Source organism: Streptomyces sp. NPDC002206 (genome assembly GCF_053593595.1).
On the sequence record NZ_JBSFCW010000003.1, the window covers coordinates 283,803 to 309,406 of the forward strand.

General features: G+C 70.4%; 20 protein-coding genes, 1 tRNA gene and 1 pseudogene. 8 read left to right on the top strand and 14 right to left on the bottom strand.

Annotation, left to right across the window (positions count from 1 at the left end):
* Positions 1 to 59: 59 nt before the first annotated feature.
* From ACWCP8_RS09445 to ACWCP8_RS09465, 5 genes are all read right to left on the bottom strand, one after another.
* Positions 60 to 3,107 carry an NPCBM/NEW2 domain-containing protein gene (locus tag ACWCP8_RS09445; protein WP_352266462.1) on the bottom strand — a complete coding sequence of 1,016 codons (3,048 nt, stop codon included), beginning with the start codon at positions 3,105 to 3,107 and terminating at the stop codon, positions 60 to 62.
* Between the two features lie 119 nt (positions 3,108 to 3,226).
* The gene (mshC, locus tag ACWCP8_RS09450) at positions 3,227 to 4,456 is read right to left on the bottom strand and encodes a cysteine--1-D-myo-inosityl 2-amino-2-deoxy-alpha-D-glucopyranoside ligase (protein WP_383920297.1); all 1,230 of its coding nucleotides are present in this window, start codon (positions 4,454 to 4,456) and stop codon (positions 3,227 to 3,229) included.
* Between the two features lie 392 nt (positions 4,457 to 4,848).
* Positions 4,849 to 5,694, bottom strand: coding sequence for an SCO1664 family protein (locus tag ACWCP8_RS09455; protein WP_352266464.1), 846 nt, complete (start codon positions 5,692 to 5,694; stop codon positions 4,849 to 4,851).
* Positions 5,658 to 6,248 carry a DUF3090 domain-containing protein gene (locus ACWCP8_RS09460; RefSeq protein WP_267006045.1) on the bottom strand — a complete coding sequence of 197 codons (591 nt, stop codon included), beginning with the start codon at positions 6,246 to 6,248 and terminating at the stop codon, positions 5,658 to 5,660. Before ACWCP8_RS09460 ends, ACWCP8_RS09455 begins: the two co-directional genes overlap by 37 nt.
* Positions 6,249 to 6,351: 103 nt before the next feature.
* Positions 6,352 to 7,050 (bottom strand): histidine phosphatase family protein, encoded by a 699-nt coding sequence (locus ACWCP8_RS09465; RefSeq protein WP_352266465.1) that lies wholly within the window; start codon positions 7,048 to 7,050, stop codon positions 6,352 to 6,354.
* A gap of 59 nt (positions 7,051 to 7,109) precedes the next feature.
* Between ACWCP8_RS09465 and corA the strand changes: the two genes are divergently transcribed.
* Positions 7,110 to 8,105, top strand: a complete 996-nt coding sequence (gene corA / locus ACWCP8_RS09470) for a magnesium/cobalt transporter CorA (protein WP_352266466.1) — start codon at positions 7,110 to 7,112, stop codon at positions 8,103 to 8,105.
* A 49-nt stretch (positions 8,106 to 8,154) separates the two neighbouring features.
* Here the strand turns inward: corA and ACWCP8_RS09475 are convergent, their stop codons facing one another.
* Entirely contained in the window at positions 8,155 to 8,943 is a 789-nt protein-coding gene (locus tag ACWCP8_RS09475) for a ferritin-like domain-containing protein (RefSeq protein ID WP_451115116.1), read from the bottom strand.
* A 198-nt stretch (positions 8,944 to 9,141) separates the two neighbouring features.
* Positions 9,142 to 10,191: an LLM class F420-dependent oxidoreductase gene (locus ACWCP8_RS09480; protein ID WP_352266468.1), complete on the bottom strand. Its 1,050-nt coding sequence runs from the start codon at positions 10,189 to 10,191 to the stop codon at positions 9,142 to 9,144.
* A gap of 139 nt (positions 10,192 to 10,330) precedes the next feature.
* Between ACWCP8_RS09480 and ACWCP8_RS09485 the strand changes: the two genes are divergently transcribed.
* Together ACWCP8_RS09485 and ACWCP8_RS09490 are read left to right on the top strand one after the other, a co-directional pair.
* Positions 10,331 to 11,314 (top strand): aldo/keto reductase, encoded by a 984-nt coding sequence (locus tag ACWCP8_RS09485; protein ID WP_451115118.1) that lies wholly within the window; start codon positions 10,331 to 10,333, stop codon positions 11,312 to 11,314.
* Positions 11,311 to 13,554 (top strand): ATP-dependent DNA helicase, encoded by a 2,244-nt coding sequence (locus ACWCP8_RS09490; protein ID WP_451115120.1) that lies wholly within the window; start codon positions 11,311 to 11,313, stop codon positions 13,552 to 13,554. The genes ACWCP8_RS09485 and ACWCP8_RS09490 overlap by 4 nt, the downstream gene beginning before the upstream one ends.
* Before the next feature lie 63 nt (positions 13,555 to 13,617).
* Here the strand turns inward: ACWCP8_RS09490 and ACWCP8_RS09495 are convergent, their stop codons facing one another.
* On the bottom strand, positions 13,618 to 14,277 hold the full coding sequence (locus ACWCP8_RS09495; RefSeq protein WP_356002183.1) for a hypothetical protein: 660 nt from the start codon (positions 14,275 to 14,277) through the stop codon (positions 13,618 to 13,620).
* Between the two features lie 47 nt (positions 14,278 to 14,324).
* Between ACWCP8_RS09495 and ACWCP8_RS09500 the strand changes: the two genes are divergently transcribed.
* Positions 14,325 to 14,513: a DUF5703 family protein gene (locus ACWCP8_RS09500; RefSeq protein ID WP_030918345.1), complete on the top strand. Its 189-nt coding sequence runs from the start codon at positions 14,325 to 14,327 to the stop codon at positions 14,511 to 14,513.
* A gap of 74 nt (positions 14,514 to 14,587) precedes the next feature.
* Here ACWCP8_RS09500 and ACWCP8_RS09505 read toward each other — a convergent pair whose 3' ends face one another.
* The 3 genes from ACWCP8_RS09505 to ACWCP8_RS09515 form a co-directional block, all read right to left on the bottom strand.
* Entirely contained in the window at positions 14,588 to 15,352 is a 765-nt protein-coding gene (locus ACWCP8_RS09505; protein WP_451115123.1) for a chaplin, read from the bottom strand.
* Between the two features lie 138 nt (positions 15,353 to 15,490).
* Positions 15,491 to 15,724 carry a chaplin ChpH gene (chpH, locus tag ACWCP8_RS09510; RefSeq protein WP_352266473.1) on the bottom strand — a complete coding sequence of 78 codons (234 nt, stop codon included), beginning with the start codon at positions 15,722 to 15,724 and terminating at the stop codon, positions 15,491 to 15,493.
* A gap of 142 nt (positions 15,725 to 15,866) precedes the next feature.
* A complete protein-coding gene (locus ACWCP8_RS09515) occupies positions 15,867 to 17,192 on the bottom strand; it encodes a M20/M25/M40 family metallo-hydrolase (protein WP_451115125.1) in 1,326 nt (441 codons plus the stop codon).
* Between the two features lie 183 nt (positions 17,193 to 17,375).
* Here ACWCP8_RS09515 and ACWCP8_RS09520 point away from each other — a divergent pair.
* A tRNA-Leu gene (locus ACWCP8_RS09520) sits at positions 17,376 to 17,463 on the top strand.
* A gap of 93 nt (positions 17,464 to 17,556) precedes the next feature.
* Here ACWCP8_RS09520 and ACWCP8_RS09525 read toward each other — a convergent pair.
* Positions 17,557 to 19,344 carry a cation:proton antiporter gene (locus ACWCP8_RS09525; RefSeq protein WP_451115127.1) on the bottom strand — a complete coding sequence of 596 codons (1,788 nt, stop codon included), beginning with the start codon at positions 19,342 to 19,344 and terminating at the stop codon, positions 17,557 to 17,559.
* A gap of 99 nt (positions 19,345 to 19,443) precedes the next feature.
* Positions 19,444 to 20,364, bottom strand: a complete 921-nt coding sequence (locus ACWCP8_RS09530) for an aldose 1-epimerase family protein (RefSeq protein WP_352266476.1) — start codon at positions 20,362 to 20,364, stop codon at positions 19,444 to 19,446.
* Positions 20,365 to 20,712: 348 nt separating this feature from the next.
* On the opposite strand from ACWCP8_RS09530, the gene ACWCP8_RS09535 reads away from it, so the two are divergent.
* The 3 genes and pseudogenes from ACWCP8_RS09535 to ACWCP8_RS09545 all read left to right on the top strand — a co-directional run bounded on the left by ACWCP8_RS09535 (position 20,713) and on the right by ACWCP8_RS09545 (position 24,699).
* Positions 20,713 to 22,536: a glycoside hydrolase family 15 protein gene (locus ACWCP8_RS09535; protein WP_451115129.1), complete on the top strand. Its 1,824-nt coding sequence runs from the start codon at positions 20,713 to 20,715 to the stop codon at positions 22,534 to 22,536.
* Between the two features lie 78 nt (positions 22,537 to 22,614).
* Complete coding sequence (locus ACWCP8_RS09540; protein ID WP_352266478.1) at positions 22,615 to 23,562, top strand: cyclase family protein; 948 nt, start codon at positions 22,615 to 22,617, stop codon at positions 23,560 to 23,562.
* Positions 23,563 to 23,577: 15 nt separating this feature from the next.
* A pseudogene (locus ACWCP8_RS09545) lies at positions 23,578 to 24,699 on the top strand (GMC oxidoreductase).
* A 65-nt stretch (positions 24,700 to 24,764) separates the two neighbouring features.
* On the opposite strand, the gene ACWCP8_RS09550 reads toward ACWCP8_RS09545, so the two are convergent.
* Complete coding sequence (locus ACWCP8_RS09550; RefSeq protein WP_352266628.1) at positions 24,765 to 25,571, bottom strand: SDR family oxidoreductase; 807 nt, start codon at positions 25,569 to 25,571, stop codon at positions 24,765 to 24,767.
* Between the last annotated feature and the right edge of the window lie 33 nt (positions 25,572 to 25,604).

The following is a 25,604-nucleotide window of genomic DNA, read 5'->3' on the forward strand; positions in this document are numbered from 1 at the left end:
GGCAGTCCGTCGCGACCGGTCGAGCGCCGGGCGGGTGGGACCCGCCCGGCGCTCCGCTGTCAGGAACAGCTGAACCGCGCCGCGGCCCAGTCCCCGTGGTCACCGGTCTTGGAACCGTTGGTGTCGGTGACCTTCAGGTGTACATGGCGCGCACCGGCGACGTCCACCTCGACCGGCACGGTCGCCGACGCCCCGGTCACCTTCGGCGACGTCCACAGCACCTTGCCGTCCGCCTCGACGGAGAAGGCCACTTCGCCGTAGCCGTTGATCTCGTCGTCGATCCCCGCGTCAGCGGTGAACGTGGTGCAGCGCCCGCCGAGATAGACCTCGATGTCGGAGTCGGCGTGAGAACCGATCCCCTTCTCGTACGTCTTCCCGGCGAGGGTGAGGGTGTGCCCGTCGGTCGCACCCGACTCGCCGTTGCTGCGGTCGCGCTCGGCCGGCCCGTAGCCGTTGGTCGACTTCAGCCAGACCAGATCGCTCGCCCAGGTGTCGGCGGTCGGGGGCTGGGGCATCACCCCGGCCGCGAACCGCTGGACGGTGGTGCGGGCTTCACCCGCCGCCCGGTAGCGGGCGACCGCGGTGATCCGGGCCTCCCCGGCCACGGCGTCCTTCGCCGGAGTGACTGCCAGCTCGACCCGCCGGGTGGTGCCCGCCGGGATCCGGTCCACGGTCTTCGCCGGGGTGACCTGCCACCCCTCGGGAACGTCCAGGGTGACCGCGGCATCCGTCACATCTGCGCTGCCCGCGGTGACATCGACGGCCACGGTGCCCTCGACTCCCGCTCCGACCTCCTGCGCGTCCGGCGCGGAGACGACGGCCGTGGCGGACGCCTTCCTGCCACCGACGGCGCTGGTGTCCTCCAGCTTCAGGCTGAACTTCCGTTCTGTGCTCAGCGGTGCGGTCTTGATCTTCACCACACCACCGCGGTCGTCCTGGTCGTACCACCAGCCCTGCTTCGCGGTCCGGTACGCGGCCGCGGAGCCCAGCCGGGGCAGTGTTCCGTTCAGCTCGACGGCCCTCGGTGCCGACCCGGTGTGCACGCTGAACTCGTACGGTCGGCTGCTCTGCTTGCCGGTGAAGTCCCCCTTGCTCTCACCGATGTTCACGGTGATGTCGCCCGCGCCCCGGACGGGTGCGTCGACGTCCGCCCGCTGGGTGGCGTACTTGCCGTCGCGGTGCCCGCGGGTGACGCCGTCGTCCTCGTACAGCGTGAAGGAGGACCTGCCCTGCGGGTAGATGTCCCAGGCCAGCGAGGACTCGCTCGTGCGGTCCTGGTACGAGCGGATGCCCGGCCACATCGGCACGTCGGCACCGGCCTTCACGAAGAGCGGGAGGGTGTCGAGCGGGGCACTGTAGTGGTCGACGGTGGTCGGCCCCTCGTACGTCCGGCCGCTCCAGTAGTCGATCCAGGTGCCCTTCGGCAGATAGATCCCGTCGCGGCGGGTGCTGTCCTGGTAGACGGGTGCGACGAGGAAGTCCTCGCCGGACATGAACTCGTACTTCGCCGCGTCCGTCGCCGCCCTGGGGTCGTCCGGGTATTCGAGGACGAGCGGGCGGACCATGCCGACACCGGTCTCGGTCGCCTCGTGTGCGTACGAGTACTGGTAGGGCAGCAGCGACTCCTTGAGCTTGAGGTAGTCGCGGTTGATGGTGGTGTACGGCTCGCCGTACCGGTAGGGCTGCTTGTCGCTGGCCGCCCAGCCGTCCATGGTCATCGTGGTGCCGAGGAACATCTTCCACTGCAGGTCACGGGTGTACGTCTTGGCGCTGCCGCCGAAGATGCCGTCCACGTCGCCGGTGGTGTAGGCGAGACCGGACATCGTGGCGCCCGCATAGGTCGGGATCTGCCAGCGGATGTAGTCCCAGGTGCCGTACTGGTCACCGGACCACTGGACGCCGCAGCGCTGTGCCCCCGACCAGCTCTCGGGGGCGTACGTGAAGCCGCGGGCGTCGCTGTTGTCCTCGATGCCCTTGTACGCGTCCTTGCAGCCGTCGAGAGCGAACTTGTAGCCCGAGCCGACCCACGCGACGTCGAGCTTGGCCACCCGCTGACCGGCCTTGACCTGGTCGGCGATCTTGTCGATGCCGTCCTCGGTCCACAGCCCGAGCTGCATGCCGCGGTCCTGGAGGCCCTTGGAGGTCTCGGCGAGGTCCTCGTAACCGCAGCCGTAGCCGTCGTTGACGAGCATCCAGCCGTTCGGCATGTCGTGCTCGACGTAACCGTCGGCGACCTTCAGGGCGTCCAGGGTGCGGCGCTCGCCGCGGTTGGCGTTGTGCAGATAGCAGTCGGCGTCGCCGATCTCCATCCCGTACACGGGCGGCAGGAAGGGCTTGCCGGTGAGCTTCGTGTACTGGCCGATGACGTCCTTGGCGTCGTCGCCGGCGAAGTAGTAGGCGTCGAAGCGCTGTTCCTGCGCGCTGGTGGTCACCGGGTCGGTGAACGCGTAGGTGTTGGGTGCGTACGTATTGCGGAAGACGCCGTATCCGGCCGAGGAGAGGTAGAACGGCACGGAGTTGGGGTGGCCCCCGTCGTCCCAGTTGTAGTCGACGCCGACCTCGACGGTCTGGCCGCGGTGCGAGGTGTTGCCGCGGCCGTTCTGCATCCCGGCGCCGTAGAACTGCTCGTCGGCGCCGCGGGCCAGGGTCTGGGTGGTCCGCTTCCCGTCCCAGCTCAGCCCCTTGGCCTCGGACCAGACGAGGCTGCCGTCGGCCCGCCGGAGTTCGAAGCGCAGCGGCGACTTGTAGGCGCGCAGGGTGATGCTGCCGGTGGAGAGTTCGTAGCGGTCGCTCCTCTCCTTCCACCGGGTGTGCGGCGGGGCGCCCTGCGGCAGGACTATGTCGTCGCCGGTCGGGTCGGCGAACGTACCGTCCGGAGCCAGTTCGATGCGGAAGGTCTCGGCGGAGACGAAGCTGACGCGGGCCTCGGCGGCGCCGGCTTCGAGGTGGTAGACGGGCCCATCGGCAAGGAAGCCGGTGAGATCACCGACCGTCGTGGCGTCGGGCTCGGCCGACTCGGCCTGTGCGCTGCCAGGTCCCGCGAAGACGGCGACCAGTCCCAGCAGAGCTGCAACTGCCGCCACTCTGATGCGCGTTGATGATTGCATAGAGCGCTTTTAGCGCAGCCGCGAGCATTTGACCATGGACAAAACAGAACCGGCCCCGAACTTCGTGGAGAAGTCCAAGGCCGGTCACCGGACGGAAACAGACGAGGTGTTACAACGGGCTAGAGCGCGACACCCAGCAGCGCGTCGACGGTGCGCGACACAAGACCGGGTGCGCCCTCGTCCGTACCGCCCTCGGCGATCTGGCGCTCGGCCCAGCGGTCCACGGCGGCCAGGGCGGCCGGGGCGTCCAGGTCGTCGGCCAGGGCCTCACGGACCTCCTCGACCAGGGCGTCGGCGGACAGTCCGTCGGGCCGGGAGACTGCGGAACGCCACCGTCCGAGCCGCTCGACGGCATCGGCGAGCACCTGATCGGTCCACTCCCAGTCGGACCGGTAGTGGTGCGAGAGGAGGGCCAGCCGGATCGCGGCCGGGTCCACACCGTCCCGGCGCAGCGCCGATACGAAGACCAGGTTGCCCCGGGACTTCGACATCTTCTCGCCGTCCAGGGCCACCATCCCGGCGTGCACGTACGCCTTTGCGAACGGGTGCTCGCCGGTCAGCACCTGGGCGTGCGAGGCGCCCATCTCGTGGTGCGGGAAGGCGAGGTCGGACCCGCCTCCCTGGACGTCGAAGCCCATGCCGAGGTGGTCCAGGGCGATGGCCACGCACTCGATGTGCCAGCCGGGCCGGCCCAGGCCGAGCGAGGCCCCGTCCCAGCTCGGCTCGCCCTCGCGGGCGGCCATCCACAGCATCGGGTCGAGCGGGTTCTTCTTGCCCGGGCGCTCCGGGTCGCCGCCGCGCTCTGCGGAGAGCAGTCGCATCGCCTCGGCGTCCAGGTTGGACACCTCGCCGAAGTGCGGGTCGGCCTCGACGGAGAAGTACACATCGCCGTCGAGCTCGTAGGCGGCGCCGGCGTCCCGGAGGCGTTCGACGAGCGGGACGATGCCGGGTATCGCCTCCACCGCGCCGATGTAGTGCTCCGGCGGAAGCATGCGCAGGGCGGTCATGTCCTCGCGGAAGAGGGCCGTCTCGCGTTCGGCGAGCTCGGTCCAGTCCTGACCGTCGCGCACGGCCCGCTCCAGCAGCGGATCGTCCACGTCGGTCACATTCTGGACATAGTGAACCTGCCGCTTGGTGTCGAGCCACACGCGCTGAACGAGGTCGAACGCGTTGTAGGTCGCCGCATGACCCATATGGGTCGCGTCGTACGGCGTGATGCCGCAGACGTAGATGCGGGCGACGGGACCGGGGTCAAGAGTGATCCGTCCGCCGGTCGCGGTGTCGTGGATCCGAAGGTCGCGGCCCTTGCCAGGCAGGGCGGGGACCTCAGAAGCGGGCCAGGCATGCATGCCATGAGCGTAACCGGACGTTGCTTCCGGATACGAACCGGATACGGGATCCTGGCCGGAGAGGCGGTCTTGCGCGTGCCGGGCGTTCTCCCCCCGGGATGCCTCTTCCCGAACCGGGACACGGCCCCGGGCCCCCTGAAAGGCGTCCTCGGACGCCGGGCGGGCCGAAAAAGATTTCCTCGATCGCCGGGCGGGCGCGATGCGGCCATCCCGGCCCGACCGCCGATTCCAGCCAGTCCGGCCGTCCTCGCCCCGCCGCCGGTCGACTCGAGGAGCAGCGTCCGGGACGGCCCCGAAGAATCCAGCCCGCCCGGCGCCTGAGGACACCGGGGTCCGGGGCGGAGTCCCGGTTCCGGGAAGGAGCGGGCAGGGGAATCACAACGCCCCACCCGTCACACCGGCGGCCACGGTATGGACGGCCACCCCCCACTCGGCTCCGGATGCCGCCCCGCCACCCGCAGCCCCTCCACCCTCCCCCGCAACGCATCGATCTCCACCGCAGTGATCAACTCTGCCAGTCGGGTGACCAGTGTCGTCCCCGGCACGAGTTCCTCCGCCAACCGCCCCAGCACCTCGACGGCCTCGGCCGTCAACGGCTCGCCCGCCCACCCCCACAGCAGCGTCCGCAGCTTGTCGTCAGCGTTGAATGTCACACCGTGGTCGATGCCGTACAGCCGGCCGCCGGGCGCGGGCAGCAGGTGACCGCCCTTGCGGTCACCGTTGTTGATCACCGCGTCGAGCACCGCGAGCCTCCGCAGCCGAGGATCGTCCGCGTGCACCAGCAGGGCCGTCCTCCCCTCGCCCACCTCGGCGAGGGCGACGGCCTTCCATCCGTCCGCCGGCTCCTCGTCCTCGACGAGCGCCAGCAGCGGTGAGTCGCCGTCCGCCGATTCCCCGGCAGGCGCCTCGATCCACAGCTGGCACATGCCCTCCCCGTACGGTCCGTCCCTCAGCACGGTCGGCGGCACCAGCCCCCACCCCATCGCCTCGGAGATCTCGTACGCGGCCACCTCCCGCTGGGCGAGCGTGCCGTCGGGGAAGTCCCACAGCGGCTGTTCCCCGGCGACGGGCTTGTAGACGCAGGTCCGTTCCTCGCCCTCGTACGCGACGGTGCAGTGGAGCACCGCGTTGGACGCCCCTCGGACCTGACCGAGGACGGTGAGCTGGCCCTTGGTGAGCAGGTCGACCAGCTCGGCGTCCGTCAGGCTCCCCGGCGGTATCCGTTCTGGCGCGGGCATACATGTCCTTCCGGGTCGAGCGGCAGGCTGCACAGCGGGCACGGCGGACGGCCGGCGTTGACGACGTCCAGGGCGCGCTTGGCGAACGCGCGGGCCTGCGCGCCGCTGAGCCGCACCCGGAGCATCGGCGGACCGTTCTCCTCGTCCTGCAGCATCCGCTCCTCGGCCTCCGCGAGATCGTCGTCGGAGTCCGCGTCCAGCTCGACCAGGGCCTGCGCCTCGACGATCATGCGCTGCTCCTCGCCGTCCCAGGCGAGTGCCATGGTGCCGACCCGGAACTCCTCCTCGACGGGCACGTCGAGCGGCGCGGTGTCGGTGACATCCAGCGGTGCGACGGCGGGCACCGGTGAGTTCCCGCCGGTCCGCCGCACCACCTCGTCGAGGAGTTCGTCGATCCGTTCGGCGAGCGCGGCGACCTGGGTCTTCTCCAGGGCCACGCTGGTGACACGTCCGCCTGAGGAGGCCTGCAGGAAGAACGTACGACGTCCAGGCAGCCCGACCGTACCGGCCACGAAGCGGTCCGGGGGGTCGTAGAGGAACACCTGACGGGACACGTCCTGTCTCCCTTGAGTATTGACGGCAAATGAGGGGCGGCCGGGGTCCGGGAAGTCCCCCGGAGAGGCGCCTACGGCGCGTCCACCCTACTGCGCGAAGCGATCACGGCGCCCCAGCGCCGCCCCCGACCGTCGCATCCGTATCCGCATCGGTGCCTGCACTCTGTTCGCGCGGCTCCAGCGAGGCGAAGTCCCCGGTGTCGCCGAGCCGCAGCAGGAAGGGTCGCAGCCGGGTGTACCGGATCGCGGTGACCGAGCAGGGTTCGGCCTGGATCCGCTGGAAGAGGTCGAGGTGCACCCCGAGTGCGTCGGCGACGAGGGACTTGATGATGTCGCCGTGCGAGCACATGACGTACACGGCTCCGTCGCCGTGCTCGGCCTCGATCCGGGCGTTCCAGTCCCGTACGGCGTCGACGGCACGCGCCTGCATGGCGCGCATCGACTCGCCGCCGGGGAACGCCGCGGCCGAGGGGTGCTGCTGCACGACGGCCATCAGCGGCTCGTCGGTGAGTTCCGCGAGTTTGCGCCCCGCCCAGTCGCCGTAGTCGCACTCGCTGATCCGCTCCTCGGTGTGCAGCGGCAGCCCGGGCCGGGCGTCGAGCAGCGGCTGCACCGTCTCCCGGCACCGCTGCAGGGGGCTGCTGACGACGGCGGCGAGGGTCAGTGAAGCGAGTCGCCCGGGCAGCGCGGCGGCCTGCGCGGCGCCGCGCTCGTCGAGCGCGACACCTGGGGTGCGGCCCGCGAGCACCCCGGCCGTGTTGGCGGTGGAGCGTCCGTGGCGTACAAGGATCAGGGTGGGCATACGGGCCAGCGTAGGCTGACGTTCCCCGGAAGGTGCGCCAGGGCCCGGAGCAGGGAAGAATGCGCGCCGTGATTGTGGACTGTGCCATCTACCGGGACGGGCGTCGTACCGACGGACCCGCCGATTTCTCCGATGCCCTCGACGAGGCACGGGCCACTGGGGACGCCTTTCTCTGGATCGGACTGCACGAGCCCACGGAGAAGGAGTTCGACCTCGTCAGCAGCGAGTTCGGACTGCACCCGCTGGCCGTGGAGGACGCGCTGAGCGCGCACCAGCGGCCCAAGCTGGAGGTGTACGACGATTCCCTCTTCGTGGTCATCAAGCCGGTGGTGTACGAGCCGGAGGGCGACACGGTCAGCACCGACGAGCTGATGCTCTTCATAGGCGATTCGTTCGTCGTGACGGTCCGGCACGGGGAGAGTGCGCCGCTCGCCGAGGTACGGCGCCGGCTGGAGGCCGAACCGGAGGTGCTCAAGCACGGGCCGACCTCGGTGCTGTACGCGGTCAGCGACGCCGTCGTCGATCACTACATCGATGTGGCGGCCGAGCTCCAGGTCGACCTGGAGGAGCTGGAGACCGAGGTGTTCGCACCGAGCGGCAGCGTGGACACCAGGAACACCGCATCGCGCATCTACACCTTTAAGCGGCAGGTGCTGGAGTTCCGCCGGGCCACCGGCCCGCTGAGCGCGCCCATGGGCCGGCTGGCGGGCGCCAGTGTGCCGTTCGTCGACGAGCACTCACAGCCGTTCTTCCGGGACGTGAGCGACCATCTGACGCGCGCCAACGAGCATGTGGAGGGGCTGGACCGGCTGCTCTCCGACATCCTGTCCGCACATCTGGCGCAGACGGGGCTGCGCCAGAACGACGACATGCGGAAGATCTCGGCCTGGGCTGCCATGGCTGCCGTTCCGACCATGGTGGCGGGGATCTACGGCATGAACTTCGACCACATGCCCGAACTGCACTGGGTGTGGACCTATCCGACGGTGATCGTGCTGATGGGCTGTACGGTCTTCGGCCTGTACCGCATGTTCAAGCGCCGCGGCTGGCTCTGAGGCGGCAACGGAACCGCACGACGCGGAAGGACGGCCCGGACTGCGCGGCTCAGCCGTACTCGGGCGCCGGGACCGGCGGGCCGCCCAGCGCGTCGGGCCGCTCGGGCGGTACCAGGCTGACCATGCGTCGCCAGCCGACGAGGCGTTCGTACGCGTAGATGCCGCGGATCCCTGCGGCCAGCACCGCCGCCTCGGCCCTGGGCCAGCCCAGGATGCGGCCCATGTGGTCCATCACGGCGAGGCTGACATCGCGGTACACCCCGATCTCGGTGAGCGCGCACTCCCGCAGGATGCGCTGGATCGTACGGCCGTGTCCGGATCGGGCGAGGCGAAGCAACTCCTCGTGGCAGTAGGACAGATGGTTGTCCTCGTCGTTCGAGATCATCTTCACCGCGCGGCCCAGCTCGGGGTGGTCGGCGAAGTGCCTGAGGAGCAGTGCCATCTGTTCGGAGGCGCGCTGCTCGGTGACTCTGCTGTGCGCGAGATACGTGATGATGTCCTGCTCGGTGAGGGGTTCGTCGCGCTTCAGCTGCTCGTGGGCGAGGCCTATGCCGTGCTGCTCCAGGAGCATCGTGTAGTCGGTCTCGTGCGGCACCTCGACCGGCCGCAGCCCGCGCCTCTTCAGCAGGGCGTTGAAGATCCGGCCGTGCTTGTCCTCGTCGGCGCCGTGTCTGGCGATCTTGGGGACGAGGGTGCGCTGGCTCTCGGGGGCGAGGGCCGCGATGCGACCGTTCTCCCAGCCGCCCTGGGACTCGCCGCCGGCGGCGATCGAGCAGAAGAGCCGGAACGAATCGTCGTTGTCGAGGATCTCCTGGAACAGGTTCTTTACCGAGAGCATCGCTGGCGCCTCCGTACCGGTGACCGCAGAAGGAAAGTCAATTGCGGTACGGGGAAGTAGGCAACCGGAGTGCGGTTCGACAGGGCCGAACGGGCGGAGCGTAACCGGTGACGGCGTGGCGCGTTGTGTTGCGTAGCGGCCGTGGCGGGGAAGACTCCCGAGCCCCCACCACGGCCGTAGTGCTGTCCGTGCAGGCGGTTACCCGAGGCCGGACAGCTCCAGGGCGTCCGTACCGGCGCGCAGGGCGGCGAGCCGCTCGTCGAGTGTGAAGCCGGCCGGGGCGAGGGTCAGCGTGGTGACACCGGCGGCGGCGTAAGCCTGCATCCGCTCGGCGATCCGCTCGACCGAGCCGAGCAGTGTGGTCTGGTCGATCAGCTGGTGCGGTACGGCGGCCGCGGCGCCGTTCTTGTCGCCGGACAGATACTTGTCCTGGATCTCGGCGGCTTCCTTCTCGTATCCCATACGCCGGGCGAGCTGATTGTAGAAGTTCTGCTTGCGGCTGCCCATGCCGCCGACATACAGCGCGGTGTACGGACGGAACATGTCGGCGAGTCCGTGGATGTCGTCACCGACGGCCAGCGGCAGCGTCGGGCAGACGTCGAAGCCCTCCATGGTCTTCCCGGCCTTCTCGCGGCCCGCCCGCAGGTACTTCACGGCGGTGTCCTCGAGGTGTTCGGCGGACGGGAAGATCAGCAGCGCACCGTCGGCGATCTCGCCGGTCTGCTCCAGGTTCTTCGGGCCGATCGCGGCGATGTACAGCGGAATGTGCTCGCGCTGCGGGTGGACGGTCAGCTTGATGGGCTTGCCCGGGCCGTCCGGAAGCGGGAGCGTCCAGTGCTCGCCCTCGTACGAGAGCCGCTCGCGGGACATCGCCCGGCGGACGATCTCCACGTACTCACGGGTGCGGGCCAGCGGCTTGTCGAACTTGACGCCGTACCAGCCCTCGGAGACCTGCGGTCCGGACACACCGAGGCCGAGGCGGAACCTGCCGCCGGAGAGCGAGTCGAGGGTGGCGGCGGTCATCGCCGTCATGGCCGGCTGACGGGCCGGGATCTGCATGATGGCGGAGCCGACGTCGATGGACTCGGTCTGGGCTGCGACCCAGGTCAGTACGGTCGGGGCGTCGGAGCCGTACGCCTCGGCCGCCCAGCAGACGTCGTAGCCGAGCCGGTCGGCCTCCTGGGCGACGGCAAGGTTGTCGCCGTCCATTCCCGCACCCCAGTAACCGAGATTGATGCCGAGCCGCATAGCCGCTCCCCTTACTGATCAGTAACGTCCCTGTGCCGGGGACTCTAGCGCGCGGCAGCGGGATCCGGCAGGGGCGACTTGGCCCTGGTTGTCCACAGGCTTCCGCCGAGTGGGGCTCTGGCCAGTAATCTCAGCGCCCATGGAGCAGAGGCATCTCGGCCGCACCGGCCTTCGAGTGTCCCGGATCGGGCTCGGCACCCTCACCTGGGGCCGGGACACCGACGAGCACGACGCCGCCGAACAGCTGAAGGCCTTCTGGGAGGTGGGCGGCACGCTGGTCGACACAGCCGATGTGTACGGCGGTGGCGAGGCCGAGTATCTGCTGGGGCGGCTCGTCGAGGGGCTGGTGCCGCGGCACGATCTGGTCATAGCCACGAAAGCGGGCAGTGTGGCCGATCCGTACCGCCGTTTCAACGGCTCGCGCGGGCATCTGCTGGCCGCACTGGACGCCTCTCTGGATCGGCTCGGTACGGATTACGTGGACTTGTGGCAGGTGCACGCGTTCGACCCGGTGACTCCGCTGGAGGAGACCCTTCAGGCGGTGGACCTGGCGGTGTCCACCGGCCGCGCCCGGTACGCGGGGGTGTCCAACTTCTGCGGCTGGCAGCTGGCCAAGGCGGCGACCTGGCAGCTCGCCTCACCCGGGGTGCGCACCCGGCTGGCCAGTACGCAGATGGAGTACTCACTGCTGCAGCGTGGCGTGGAGCGCGAGGTGCTGCCGGCCGCGCTCGATCTGGGCGTGGGGCTGCTGCCGTCGTCCCCGCTGGGCCGCGGAGTGCTGACCGGCAAGTACCGGACGGGCACTCCGGCGGACTCGCGCGGCGCCTCGGAGATGCTCGCCCCGTTCGTCGAGCCGTATCTCGACGACCCGGCGAGGCGCATTGTGGACGCGGTGGCGACGGCGGCCGACGGTCTGGCCACGACGACCCTGCAGGTGGCGCTCGCCTGGGTCCGGGACCGGCCGGGAGTGGTGGCCCCGATCGTCGGCGCGCGCAACGCGCAGCAGCTCACGGAGGCATTGTCAGTGGAGGCGCTTAGTCTTCCTGACGAGATCTGCCAGGCGCTCGACGATGTGTCGGCGCCCGTGCACCGCTATCCCGACCAGGACTGGAGCACGCTGTGACTGCGCTTCCCCGGGGGGAAACCCCCGGCCCCTCGGCCGCCGCCGATGACGACACGGTTGTCGCGGACACCGCTGCCGCCGCACCCGACCCGTCCGCCGAGGACGTGGGAGGCGACGCGAGCGGGGCGGCCACGGACCCCGAGGCGAAGGAGACGGACGGGACGGACGCGGCCGGCGCAGCGGACTCCACCGACGCGGCCGACGGCGAGGCGGCCGCCGCCGCGCTCTCCGAGTCCGAGGCCGAGCTCGCTGCCCAGCGTGAGTTGCGGGAGCGGATCGAGAAGCGCAAGGCCGAGAAGGGTGGTCCCATCGCGGCCGGCGCCAAGCTGAGCGGACCGGCCGCCGATCTGCTGGCGGCGGTACGTGCCGTGGAGAGCGGCGAGAAGCCCGGTGCGGCGTTCTTCGACGCGCCCGCGCCCGCCCCCCGCCGGGTCGCTCCCGCATCCGCACCGGTACGCCCCCGTGCACCCGAGCCGGTCCGGGCGCCGCAGGGTGCCTCCGCGGAGGCCGTGGCCGCGGTGTCGGCCGTGCTGGCCGAGGCCGGAGCGCCGGAGGCGCTGGCGGGCCCGGCGGCACAGACGCTCGGCGCTCAGGCGGCCGACGTGCTGCGTGAGGACCCGTGGCAGCTGCTGGCCGTCGCCGGCGTCCGGCCTGAGCAGGCCGACGGCTTCGCGCGGGCGCTGCTGGGCGCCGCCTGCGGTCCGGACGACGAGCGGCGGACGGCGGCGCTGGTCGGCTGGCTGCTGGAGCGTGCCGCGCTGCAGGGGCATACCGCGCTGGACGCCTCTGCGGTGCGGGCCGCGCTCGCCGAGCGTGCGGTGACCGACCCCGAGGCAGCCGTGCAGCACGCTGTCGCCGAGGGCGTCGTGCTGGTCTTCCAGGAGGGTCTGGACGAGCTGGACGACGAGGCGGCGGAGGAGCTCGCGGAATCCGCCGAGCAGGCCGAGGACAGCGCCGGGCAGGAGCCGCCGCAGGTGCTGCTCGGCCTCGACCGGTACGCGCTGGCCGAGGAGAGTCTCGCCGACGGTCTGGCGCGGCTGGTCAACGCCTGTGAGAAGGATGCCGACTGGTCGGAGGCGGCCGCGGCCGCCGGTTCCCCCTCGGCGGCCGAGCTGATCCGCACCGTCGCGGCCGGTGGTCTCGTCGCGCACACCGGCGGCGAGGCGGCCAGGGCCGAACCCGCCGCGCTGATCACCGCCGCCCGCTCCCTCGGGCTGCGGGCCATCGGCGCCACCCACAGCGTGGACGGCAGGCGGCGGCTGGCCGAGGCGCTCGACGACCCCTCGGCGGCCGTCACCCTCGCCGGGCTGCTGTCCGGCGCGGAGAGCCCCGGCCGGGACGAGGAGGGGGCGATCGCCGTCGACCTGCTGGTCGTGCTGGACGCCCCGCAGCTGGACGTCGAGACGGCCGCGATCCTGGTGGAGTCCCTCGCCGACGGCACCCGGCTGGTGCTGAGCGGCGATCCGGGCGTGCTGGGCTCGGCGGGTGCGGGCCGGGTGTTCGCGGATGTGCTGGCCGCCCACGCGTGCCCGCAGGTGGTCTCCCGTACGCCGGATCCCGGTCCGATCGGCGAGCTGGTCTCCGGGATCGGCATCGGCGAGCTGAACCAGGTGGAAGCGCCCGGCAAGGAAGTGGTGATCGTCCCCGTGCACGACGCGGGCGAGGCGGTGCACCGCACCGTGCAGCTGGTCGCCGACTCGGTGCCGCGCGCCATCGGCGTACCGTCGGCGGACACGCAGGTGATCACCGTCGGGCACGGCGGCCCGGCGGGCACCCGGGCGCTCAACGCGGCGCTCAAGCAGCGGCTGAACGCCGGTCCCGGACGGTTCGGCGGCTTCGACCCGGGCGACCGGGTCGTGCACATCCCGACGCCAGGCAGGACGGTCCCCGGTGTGGTCGTCTCGGCCGACGCCGAGGGCCTGCATCTGGACTGCGCGGGCACGCCGGTCGTCGTACCGCAGGAGCGGGTGGAGTCGTCGGTACGCCACGGCTGGGCCCTCAGCGCCCACCAGGCGGCCGGGATGCGGTGGCCGGCGGTGGTCGTCGTGCTGCCCGGTGACGCCGCGCAGGGGCTGAGCCGGGCGTGGGTGTACACCGCGTTCAGCCGTGGGGAGCGGCATCTGTCCGTGGTGCACGGGGTGGACCAGGCGCTGCCGCGCGCGGTGGCCCAGCCCCCGTCCCAGGACCGCACGACGCGGCTGCGCGCCCTGCTGGAAGCGCTGCCGACGGCCACCGTCTAGCGGGCCGGAGGGCCGGAGGGCCGGAGGACCGCACCCGGTCCTCCGGCTCCGTCCGCGACGGGATCAGGAGCTCTCGGTCGCCAGGTCGTCCAGCTCCTCGTCGAGGTCGTCCTCGTCGAAGACGGAGCTGACGTCGAAGCGGCAGACCACCAGCTGCGGGTCGGCCTCGTCGAAGGGGGCGCTGAGCCACTCCCCCGCCTCGGGCAGCTCCTCGGCCGCCGAGACCCAGAGCGTGGAGTCGCCCTCCTCCAGGCCGAACTCCTGGTGCCGGGAGGCGATCTCGTCCGGTTCGTACTCGCCGAAGAGCACACCGAGCGCCGCATGGACACTGGCTCCGGCCGCGGCGCCCGTCCCACTGCCGCGGTCGCCCGGATCCGCGTCGACGATCCGCTGCGCCTGTGCGAGCAGCCGGGGCGGCTCCACCACCGCGTAGTCGCGGCGGATCAGCACGCTGAGCGCGTTCGGCTCCTCGGGGCCGGAGTACGGCGGCATGGAGTCGTCGACACCGGGGATCTCGAAGGGGGTGACCTCGTCATAGCGGTCGTAGAGGAGTTCGTCGTAGACCTCGGCCGCAGCGGCCAGTGCGTTGAACGCGTCGTAGACGGCCGGGTCGTCGTCCCCGGACCGGCGCTCGACCGCCTCGAGGTGGTGGTCGAGCGCGGCTTTGACGGCATCGGCGGCGGCGCGTACCTCGGCAGCGGTGGGCTGCGCAGCATCAGACATAGTGCAGACGCTATCCGTACACAGCCTCTGCCCGCACAATAGATGCGATGCCGGAATACGAATTTGTCGACGTGTACGTGCCGCGCGGGGTGTCCCGGAAGGAGACAGCTCGCCTGCTGACCGACCATGCCGAGTACGGGCACTGGGAGTTGGACCGGCTGACGCTGCGCCGGGACGGCAGCCGCAGGGTGCGGCTGCGCCGACGGATCATCCGCCAGCTACGGGCCACCTGGTGAGACGAAGCGGGCCCCGCATCCGCGGGGCCCGCTCGTTTCGTTGCGTTCCTGCTGCGCCGGTGTCCGTCCTGCCGCTACGCGGACATGCGGGAGCGGCGGTACAGCACCGTGCCCGCGCCCGCCAGCAGCAGACCCGCGCTCGCCGGGACGAGCAGGTCGAGCCCGCCCGCTCCGGTGTGTGCGAGCTCGAGTCCCTGGGGCTCGGGTGCATTCGGGTGCAGTCCGAACCCCGTGAGCCCCATCGGGGTGGGCTTGCCCGGGGTGACACGCGTGACCGGCGGTGGTGCGACGTCCGGGTCGTTCTCGCAGCTGTTGCCGGAGACCGGGTTGAGGAGTCCGCCGATGGTGATGCTGTTCCCGCAGGCATTCACGGGGATGTCGATGGGCGCCTGGACGGTGTTGCCCGAGAGGATGCCGGGCGAGTTGTACGTGTACCCCTCAGCGGTCGCCCCGTCCCTGCTGCCGCTGCCGACGGCCCGGTGCTTGCCGGTTCCCGGCCCGAGGTCGACTGCCGGCGCGTCCTGGGCCGTGTGGTTCGATGCCCGGCTGCCCGATGTGGGGACGGCCGAGCCGTGCCGGCTCGAAGCCGCGCTTTCCGAACCGCTTCCGCAAGCGTTTCCGGCCGCGGAATTGAGCAGTCCGACGACACTCACGGAGTTACCGCATGCGTTGACCGGCACGTGGACCGGAATCTCGACCGAATTCCCTGACAGCACCCCCGGGGAATTCGATGCATCGCCGGTCGCTCCCGCGTCGGCGTGCGCATAGCCACCACTCAGCGCGAGCACTCCGCCCGCTGCCGCCATGGTGATCAGGCCTTTACGCGTGACCTGTCGCATAGGTTGTTCCTGCCTTCTACCTTCCGGGAAACCCCCGGACTCGACCGTGCGAGGGGCGGAGTGCCCAGCGGCCCCGGAGTGCATGGCGTGCACCCCGGGGCCGGCCGGGCTCAAACCCTTACGGGTTGATGCACAACGTCAGGCGTTGACGCAACTGTTGCCGAAGGCGGGGTTGAGCAGCCCGATCACGGAGATCGTGTTGCCGCACACGTTCACCGGCACGTGCACGGGGACCTGGATCGTGTTGCCCGAGATCACACCGGGGCTCCCGACAGCGGCACCCTGCGCGCCCGAGTCGGCGACGGCCATGCCCGCACCCGCGAGCACCAGACCGCCAGTGACTGCCGCAGCAGCGACGACCTTCTTGATCATTATTCCTCCTAGTTGGCAATGCGGCCCCAGCCGCGGACCGCATCACCTGTAACGAGGAAGAAGTAATGGGGCTACGAGCGTATGGTTCCTTTCACTCGTACCGGTCACGTACGCACACGCTGGCGATTACCGGCGTGATGATTCAGCAATTGTCGATGAAACGGTCGAGCACCCGCACGCCGAATTTCAGGCCGTCGACCGGCACTCGCTCGTCCACACCGTGGAACATGCCCGCGAAGTCGAGCTCCGGCGGCAGCTTCAGCGGCGCGAATCCGAAGCAGCGGATGCCGAGGTCGTCGAAGGACTTCGCGTCGGTGCCGCCGGAGAGCATGTACGGGACGGCGCGGGCGATCGGGTCCTCCGCCTTCAGCGCGACCTGCATCGCGTCGACCAGGGAGCCGTCGAAGCTGGTCTCCAACGCCTTGTCGCCGTGCACGTCCTCGCGCCTCACCCGCGGGCCGAGGATCCGGTCCAGGTCGGCCAGGAACTCGTCCTCGAAGCCGGGCAGGAAGCGGCCGTCGACATGGGCGGCTGCCTGGCCGGGGATCACGTTCACCTTGTACCCGGCGCCCAGCATGGTCGGGGCGGCCGAGTTGCGCAGGGTGGCGCCGATCATCTTGGCGATGCCGCCCAGCTTGGCGAGCGTGGCGTCCATGTCCTCCGGGTCGAGCGGGGTGCCGAGCGCGTCGGACAGCTCGTCGAGGAAGGACCGTACGGTCTTGGTCACCCTGACCGGCCACTTGTGCCGCCCGAGCCGCCCGACGGCCTCGCAGAGCTCGGTGATCGCGTTGTCGTTGTTGGTCATCGAGCCGTGCCCGGCGGTGCCGTCCACGGTGAGCTTCATCCAGTGCATGCCCTTCTCGGCCGTCTCGACGAGATAGAGCCGCAGCTTCTCGTTGACCGTGAAGGAGAAGCCGCCGACCTCACCGATCGCCTCGCTGACGCCGTCGAAGAGGTCCGGGTGCTTGTCGACGAGATACCGCGCACCGTACGTACCACCGGCCTCCTCGTCGGCCAGGAATGCCAGCACGATGTCGCGCGGGGGCTTGCGGCCGCTGCGCATCCGGTCGCGGACGACCGCGAGGGTCATCGCGTCCATGTCCTTCATGTCGACCGCGCCGCGCCCCCACACGCAGCCGTCCGCCACCTCGCCCGAGAACGGGTCGTGCGTCCAGTCCTGGGCATTGGCCGGCACGACGTCGGTGTGGCCGTGGATGAGCAGCGCGGGCCTCGACGGGTCCTCACCCTCGATCCGGGCAACGGTCGAGGCACGGCCCTTGTGGGATTCGAAGATCTTCGGTTCGAGCCCGACCTCGGCGAGCTGCTCGGCGATGTACTCGGCGGCCGCGCGTTCACCCGGGCCCGAATGGTCTCCGTAGTTGCTGGTGTCGATCCGGATCAGCTCGCGGCAGAGGTCCACGACCTCGTCCTCGCCGGACGGGCCGCCGACCGTGTTCGTCTCGCTCACACTGCTTCCTTCCGCTGTCACCCTGGTGCTCCCGCCCATCCTCCCGCGCCGGGCCCGCTCGCCCAAGGCCGCCCGTCCCCCGTCATGCGCCGTTCGCACGGCCAGTGGCGTGATCGGGCACCTCCGAATGTTTGCTATTGTTTTCCACGTCGGAACGGGCACGGCCCGCGAGACAGACACCTTGTCCGGGTGGCGGAATGGCAGACGCGCTAGCTTGAGGTGCTAGTGCCCTTTATCGGGCGTGGGGGTTCAAGTCCCCCCTCGGACACCACTGGTCTTCCTCCCTTGTGCGGGAAGACGGAGCAGATGCGGATCGAGTATCACCTCGATCCGCATCTGCTTTTTTGTGCGTCCTGCGCCGGTGTCACGACTGCCCCGGAGCGGGTGGCACGGCGGGGTGATCGGCGGGAGTCAGGAGCACGGCGAGGTCACCCGGTCCGGGCAGCGGACGGTTGGCCTCGGTGACCGCATCGAGTCGGCCGTCGCCCCGGACCAGGAACAGCATGTCCCAGTCGGCCGGTGCGGCCTGATCTGCGGGCCTTGTCACGATGGACGCCCCGTCCTCGTGCCTCCGGGTCAGTGCCGCCCCGGTCAGCTCCGTACCGAACAGGACCTCGCCGCCGATGAACGGGGCCACCACACCGACGCTCTCGCGCGGAGAACCGACGCGATGGACGGATCCCTCGACGCTGCCGCGCAGGATGGTGGTCGCCAACGCGTTGAAATCGTCCTCGGCGGTCAGGAAGAACACCGCCGTGACGCCCTCCAGCTCGGCGCCCTCCCCGGTGGCGGCAGCCAGTAGCTCCCCCGGGGCCAGTTCGAGTCCCGCCTGTCCGATGCGCGCACGCTGCTGCTCCAGGCCGGCCCACATCAGTACCTGCAGCCCCGCCGCTCCCAAAGCCCGCCCGAGGTCCACCACCCAGGGCTCGCCGCCGACCAGCAGCGGACGTGAGCGGGACGGTCTGACGACGCCCAGGCGCCTGGCGACCGCCGATGCCGTCAGCCCGTAGAGCGTCACCGTGGCGACGATGACGACGAAGCTGGTGGGCAGAATCCTCGAAGCGCCGCCGATCCCCTTCGCGACCAGGGTGGCGGAGAACGTCGAGGCGGTCGCCGCCGCGACGATGCCGCGCGGCGCCATCCAGCCGATGAAGCCCCGCTCGCCCCTGGTCAGGTCCGTGCCGAGTGTCGACACGAACGCCACCAGTGGCCTGACCACGAGCACGAGGACAGCGGTGAGGCCCAGCGCGGGAAGCAGCACGTGCCGCAGTGACTGCGGGGTGACGGTGGCCGAGATGGAGATGAAGAGCAGGCCGAGAATCAGACTGACCAAAGTCTCGAAGAAGGGCCGGCGTGCCGGGACGTCGAAACCCGGGAGGTTGGCGACTGCCAGGCCCATCATCACGGCGGCGATGAGTCCGGAGTCCTCGCGCACGACGTCGCAGCAGGCCGCCACCGCGATCACCGCGGCGAGCTGGGCAGTGGTCCCGAGGATCTCGCCGGGCCGGAGCCGGCGGAACAGCACCCACAGCAGCGCGGTTCCGGTGATGCCTCCCGCCACCCCGACGCCGACGCTGCCGAGGAAGTTCAGCGCTCCGCTGCCGACGTGACGACCGGTGCTCGCCTCGACGAGATGGAAGACGAGCGCTCCCAGGATGCCGCCGACCGGGTCGATGAGAGAGCCCTCCCAGACCAGGATGTGCTGCGGCCGTTCCTTCGGCCGGACGAAGCCGAGCAGCGGCCCGACCACGGTCGGTCCGGAGACCACGAGGATCGCGCCCAGCATGACGGCCGCCCGCCGGTCCATGCCCAGCAGCGGCATGGCGAGGAGCGTGCCGAGCACCCAGGTGATCAGGACCCCGATCCAGATCAGCCTGATGACGACACGGCGGGTATGCCCCTTCAGCTTCCTGAGATCGAGCCCGAGGCCGGCGTCGTAGAGGATCACCGCGACGGCGAGCGACACGAGAGGGGGGAACGCCGGACCCAGCAGCCGGTGCGGGTCGAGCTCGTCCACCAGAGCGCCGGCGGCGAACCCGACCGGCAGCAGCACGATGAGTGCCGGGATACGCAGTCGCCCTGCCAGGATCTGCGATCCGACGGCGAGAACCAGGGTCAGCCCCACGCCCATGAGGACCTGATCCGTCGTCATGCAGCGCCTCCGTGGTGTCGGGTCGTCCGACGAGCCGGTGGATGTTCCTGCCGCCGATGAACCGGGGACCGGGCAGCATCGAGCACCACGGGGCAACCGTCATTCCTGCCACGGGGTGATCCCCCAGCGGACCGTGTGCTCCTCACCGGGCCCCAGAGTGACAAGTCCCGTCCCACTGCGGAACGCGTCCGGCGGGCACGACATCGGCTCGATGGCGACGGAGCGGCGCCGCTCCCCTTCGGGCAGGGTGTCACCGGTGTAAAGCTGAACGTGATCGGCGCCCTCACCGAGCCATACGTCGGTACCCCATGCGCCGGAGGAATGGGCGAGGCTCACCACGGCCCGCCCGCGCGCATCCCGGTCGAGGTCGCCGAACGTGGTGTCCAGCCGTTGGGTCCCGATGGTTCGAGGCGTACGGAAGTCGTGGGGAGTGCCCTGGACCGGTTCGGCAGCCACCGGCAGCCCCCGCTCGCCGACGCGCAGCCGTGTCCGCGCCGGTACGGTCAGCAGCGCGTCGTCCACGGTCCCGGTGCCGACCGTGAGGTAGGGGTGCTGGCCGACCCCGTAGGGTGCGGCGTTCTCGCCGAGGTTGCGTGCGACGACGGCCACACCGAGACCGTCGTCATCCAGGGTGTACTCGGCGCGGACCCGGAGGTGGAAGGGGTAGCCGGGCTGGGGCCACAGGGAGACATCGAGCACCGCCCGGTCGTCCTGCGCCTCGATGATCCGCCACGACGTCCAGCGGAGCAGGCCGTGGATGGCGTTGCCGTTCCCCGGTTCGGTCAGAGGCAGTTGCTGGTCCTGCCCGTCCCAGTGGTAGCGGCCGTCCCGGATCCGGTTGGGCCACGGCACGAGGATCTGACCGCGCCCGCCGGTGATCCGGTCGTCCGGGGCGAATCCGTCGAGCACGAGCCGGTCGCCGACGGCGTAATGGCGCAGGGCCGCTCCGAGTTCGACGACGACCGCGCTCCGGTTCCCATGACGGAGAATCAGCTGACGTCCGGTCCGGCTCTCGTGCACGCGTGGCCTCCTCGGTCTGCTCGAAGGCGGACGGCCCGCAAGTCCGGGCTGGGTGGCGGCCGGGCCGTCGGCCGCCTCTCGGGAGCGTGCGGACAACGACCTGGCGAGTCAAGCGGGACACGAGCGCCCTGCCCCAATGGCCGGGCAAGTTCGCCCACGGGGGGCATGCGTGGCGGTGACACGGCCCGGCCACCCGCCCACTGCACAAGTGGTCGCGGAGTGGCCGGGCGGTTACGCCGTGACACCGTCCGACGGGCGACGCCCGTACCCCGGGCAGCAGGCGCGGGGATCCGTTCTGTCGGATAGTGGTGGGTGGGGTTCGGGGGCTTCCTACCCACCGGAGCCACTATGGACGAACGCTATCCGCCGATCGCCGAGCACGGGCTGGTCGGCGATCTGCAGAGTGCCGCGCTCGTCTCGTCCCGGGGTGTCATCGACTGGTTCGCCGCTCCCCGGTTCGACTCGCCCAGCATCTTCGCGGCGCTGCTCGACGTCGAGCGCGGGGGGTATTTCCAGCTGGCGCCGGAGCAGCCCGACATCAGCTGCAAGCAGCTCTACTACCCCGACACGGCGGTCCTGGTGACCCGGTTCATGTCTCCGGACGGGGTGGGCGAAGTGGTCGACTACATGCCTCCCGACCGGACGGGTACCGCCACCGATCGGCACACCCTGGTCCGTGTGGTGCGGGTCGTGCGGGGGACCGTCGGTTTCGCGCTCCGATGCCGGCCGCGTTTCGACTACGGCCGGGCCGAGCACGAGCTCGACCTCGGTCCCGACGGCGCTCTCTTCCGGGCCCCTGGCATCAGCGCCCACCTGCAGAGCACCTTCCCACTGGAACGCGACGGTCGGGATGTGCGGGGCACGGTGACCCTGAAGGAGGGCGAGATCGGCAGCGTCGTGTTCACCGTCTGCGATCCGGGCGGCGAGGCTCCCCCGCCCCTGACCATCGAGGCGATCACCGCACGGTCCTGGGACGTCATCCACTTCTGGAAGGCATGGCTGCGCACCTCGCGCTACCGAGGCCGGTGGCCCGAGCTCGTACACCGCTCGGCCATCACTCTGAAGCTGCTCATCTACGCCCCCACCGGAGCCATGGTCGCTGCGGCGACCATGGGGCTGCCGGAACAGGTCGGCGGAGAGCGCAACTGGGACTACCGGTACGCCTGGATCCGCGACGGTTCGCTGTCCGTCCGCGCCCTGATGGATCTCGGCTTCGTCGAGGAGGCGACCGCGTTCGTCCACTGGCTGGTCGCCCGGCTGCACGAGCGCGAGGGAAAGGGCGGGGAGCCGCTGCAGACCGTGTACCGGGTGGACGGTGACCCCGACCTGCCCGAGCAGACCCTGACGCACTTCGAGGGGTATCGGGGCTCGTACCCCGTCCGTGCGGGCAACGGCGCGGCCGACCAGCTCCAGCTGGACATCTACGGCGAAGCCGTCTACGCACTGTCGCAGGGCCGCGAGATCGGCCAGCAGGCCACCTACTCGGGCTGGAAGGCGCTCACCAGGACGCTCGACTGGCTCGCCGACGCCTGGGACCGGCCGGACGAGGGCATCTGGGAGACCCGCGGCGGCCGCAGGGACTTCACGTACAGCCGGGTGATGACGTGGGCCGCCTTCGACCACGGGCTCCGCCTGGCGGACGTCTTCCGCAGGCCTGCCGACACCGTCAGGTGGACGAAGACCAGGGACGCCATTTTCGAGCAGATCATGGAGCGTGGCTGGAGCGAGTCGGAGAAGGCCTTCGTCCAGCGGTACGACGGCGACGTGCTGGACGCCTCGCTGCTGTTGATGCCGAGAGTCGGGTTCATCGCCCCCAAGGACCCGGCCTGGCTGTCCACCCTGGACGCCATGGACCGCACACTCGTCTCGGACAGCCTCGTCTACCGCTACGACCCGGCGGCCTCGCCCGACGGGCTGCGCGGCTCCGAGGGCACGTTCAGTCTCTGCACCTTCCTGTACGTCGACGCGACGGCCCGCGCGGACCGGCTCGCGCTGGCGAGATACGCCTTCGAGAAGATGCAGACCTATGCCAACCACGTCGGGCTCTTCGCCGAGGAGATCGGCCCGAGCGGGGAGCAACTGGGCAACTTCCCGCAGGCGTTCACCCACCTGTCCCTGATCACGGCCGCCACCACGCTGGACGCGGCGCTCGACCTGGAGGAGGGCCGCTGACCCTGTCGTCCCGGCAGCCGCCGGGAGACCGCTCGCCCGGGCAGCCGCCCGGCCGGCTCTCCGAGAGGATCACGGCTCATGGCCACTCAGCCACGCCAGGCAGCAGCGTTCTCGGTGAGCGCCGCGGAGTTCGCCGGTCTCCATGCGCGCGTTCGTCGGCCGGCCGACCCGGGTGCTGCCGGCCGCGGCGCCCTGGAGAACATCACTCCGCGGCAGGTGCGGGCGGCGGCGGACGAGGTCGGATCGGGGCTCACGGTGACGATGGCGGCGCCCGTGGAGACCCGGCAGGGGCCGGACAACCCCGATCCCTGCAGACATGTGATGACCGGGGCCGTCGCGGGCGCCATCAAGGCGAGCGGGCTGCAGTTCGCGAGGGACCGCATCGCCATGAACGTGCACGGTGACGCCGACAGCCACCTCGACGCCCTGTGCCACGTGATCTTCGACGGGACGCTGTACAACGGCGTGCCGGCGAGCGGTCTGACGCCGGACGGGGCGGCCGATCTGACGGTCGGCATGGCGCGCGACGGCATCGTCGGCCGGGGCGTTCTCCTCGACATTCCGCGGTTGCGCGGGGTCCCCTGGCTGGAGCCGGGCGAGTTCGTCACCGCGGACGAACTGGCCGCCGCCGAGACCGCGCACCATCTCCGGGTCGGCCAGGGCGACCTGCTCTTCGTCCGGGTGGGACACCGCCGCCGGCGGGACGAGCTCGGGCCCTGGGACACCACCGAGGCCCGTGCCGGACTCCACCCCACAGCCATGGAGTTCCTGGCGGAGCGCAAGGTCGCGCTGCTCGGCGGCGACGGCAACAACGACACCGCGCCCAGCACGACGGAAGGCGTCGACTTCCCCGTGCACGTACTGGCTGTCCACGCCATGGGGATGCATCTGCTGGACTTCCTGCAGTTCGAGGACCTGGTGCCGGTCTGCGAGGCGGAGGACCGGTGGTCGTTCCTCTGCGTGATCGCCCCTCTCCGGCTTCCCGCAGCCACCGGCTCACCTGTCAATCCGATCGCGATCCTGTGAGGTAGGGGAGCTCTCATGCCGGACGACCGGAGTTACGACGTCATCATCATCGGTACCGGGGCGGGCGGGGGCACACTCGCCCACCGGCTGGCCCCCTCGGGCAAGCGCGTCCTGATCCTGGAGCGGGGCGGCTACCTACCCCGTGAGATCGACAACTGGGACTCGACCGCGGTGTTCGTGAAGGCCAAGTACCTTGCGCCCGAGACCTGGTACGAAGACACGGCCATGAGTTCACCCCCGAGGTGAACTACTACGTCGGGGGCAACACCAAGTTCTACGGCGCCGCGCTGTTCCGTCTGCGGCCCGAGGACTTCGGTGAACTGCGCCACCACGACGGCATCTCCCCGGCCTGGCCCATCCGTTACGCGGACCTCGAGCCGTATTACACCGAGGCCGAGCACCTCTACCTGGTGCACGGCAGGCACGGCGAGGATCCCACCGAGGGGCCGGCCAGTGCGCAGTACCCCCATCCACCGGTCCGGCACGAGCCTCGGATCCAGCAGCTCAGCGACGACCTGGAGTGATCTGCGTCGACCCCGCCCTCGAACACGACAACGTGCGCATGATCAACGGAGCCGATGTGCGCCGGCTGGAGACGGACCCCACCGGACGCACGGTCACCCAGGTGGTCGCGGAGCTCGAGGACGGCTCGACCGCACGCTTCGCCGCCGACATCGTGGTGGTCGCCTGTGGGGCGGTGAACTCCGCCGCGCTGACTTCTGGCTGTGCGGGGAGAACCTTCCGCTGCCGGACAGCCGCGTCACGCTGGACGGCGACGGAAGTCTCCATCTGTCGGTCGACGAGAAGAACAACATGACGGGGCTCACGAAGCTCCGGCACCGGCTGCAGGAGATGCTCGGGCAGCTGGGGATGCATCCGCACCACCTGCTGGACCACAGCCTCTATCTGCACAAGGGCATGCCGATCGGGGCCACCGCACACCAGGCCGGCACGATTCGATTCGGTACGGATCCCAGGAGTTCGGCGCTGGACATCAACTGCAGGGCCCATGACCTGGACAACCTCTACGTCGTCGACACCAGCTTCTTCCCGAGCATCGGCGCGGTGAATCCGTCCTTGACCGCCATCGCCAATGCCCTGCGGGTCGGCGACCACATCGTCGAACGGCTCCGCTGACGTGCGGCGAAAATCCCCGCCGGGTTCCCCTGTCGGCGGGGTGCGGCCCGGGCCGCCGGCGGGGCTCAGCCTCCGGTGGCGAAGCCGGGGAAGAGTGTCATTCCGCCGTCCACGTACAACGTGGCGCCCACGACATAGTCGAGCAGATCGGATGCCACCGCGACGACGGCGTTGGCGATGTCCTCCGGCTCCCCGACCCGGCGGTACGGGATCAGCCGCAGGAGGTCGGCCTCGGCCTCGGGGGTGTCCCAGGCGCTCCTGTTGATGGGGGTGCGGATGGCGCCGGGCGCAACGGCGTTCACCCGGATCCCCTGAGGGGCCAGCTCCTGTGCGAGGGTCTCCATCATCATGCCCACGCCGCCTTTGGAGGAGGCGTAGTTCACATGGCCCGCCCAGGGGACGATCTGGTGGACCGAGCTCATGCAGACGATTTTCCCGGCAGCCCGGGAGACCTCCGGTACCACGCCGCGCCGCACGAACTCCTTGGCGGCCTCCCGCGCGCAGAGGAACTGGCCTGTGAGGTTGACGTCGATGACCTTCTGCCACTGGGCGAGCGTCATCTCCACACTCGGCGCATCCCGCTGGAGGCCCGCGTTGGCCACCATGATGTCGATGGTGCCGAACTCCTCGACCATGCGGGCGACCATGCCGACGACCTGGTCCTCGTCGGAGACATCGGCCTGGTGGGCGTAGGCGCGGACTCCGAGACCCTTGATCTCCGCGACGACCTTCTCGGCCTCGTCCTCGCCGACGACGTAGTTGACCACGACGTCCGCACCGGCCCGTCCGAGTGCGATCGCGGTCGCCCTGCCGATACCCGAATTGGCCCCGGTCACCAGCGCTTTCTGCCCTGCCACGAGCCGCGCGGACATCGCGCTCCGGACCTCACCGGTACTTCCAGCCAC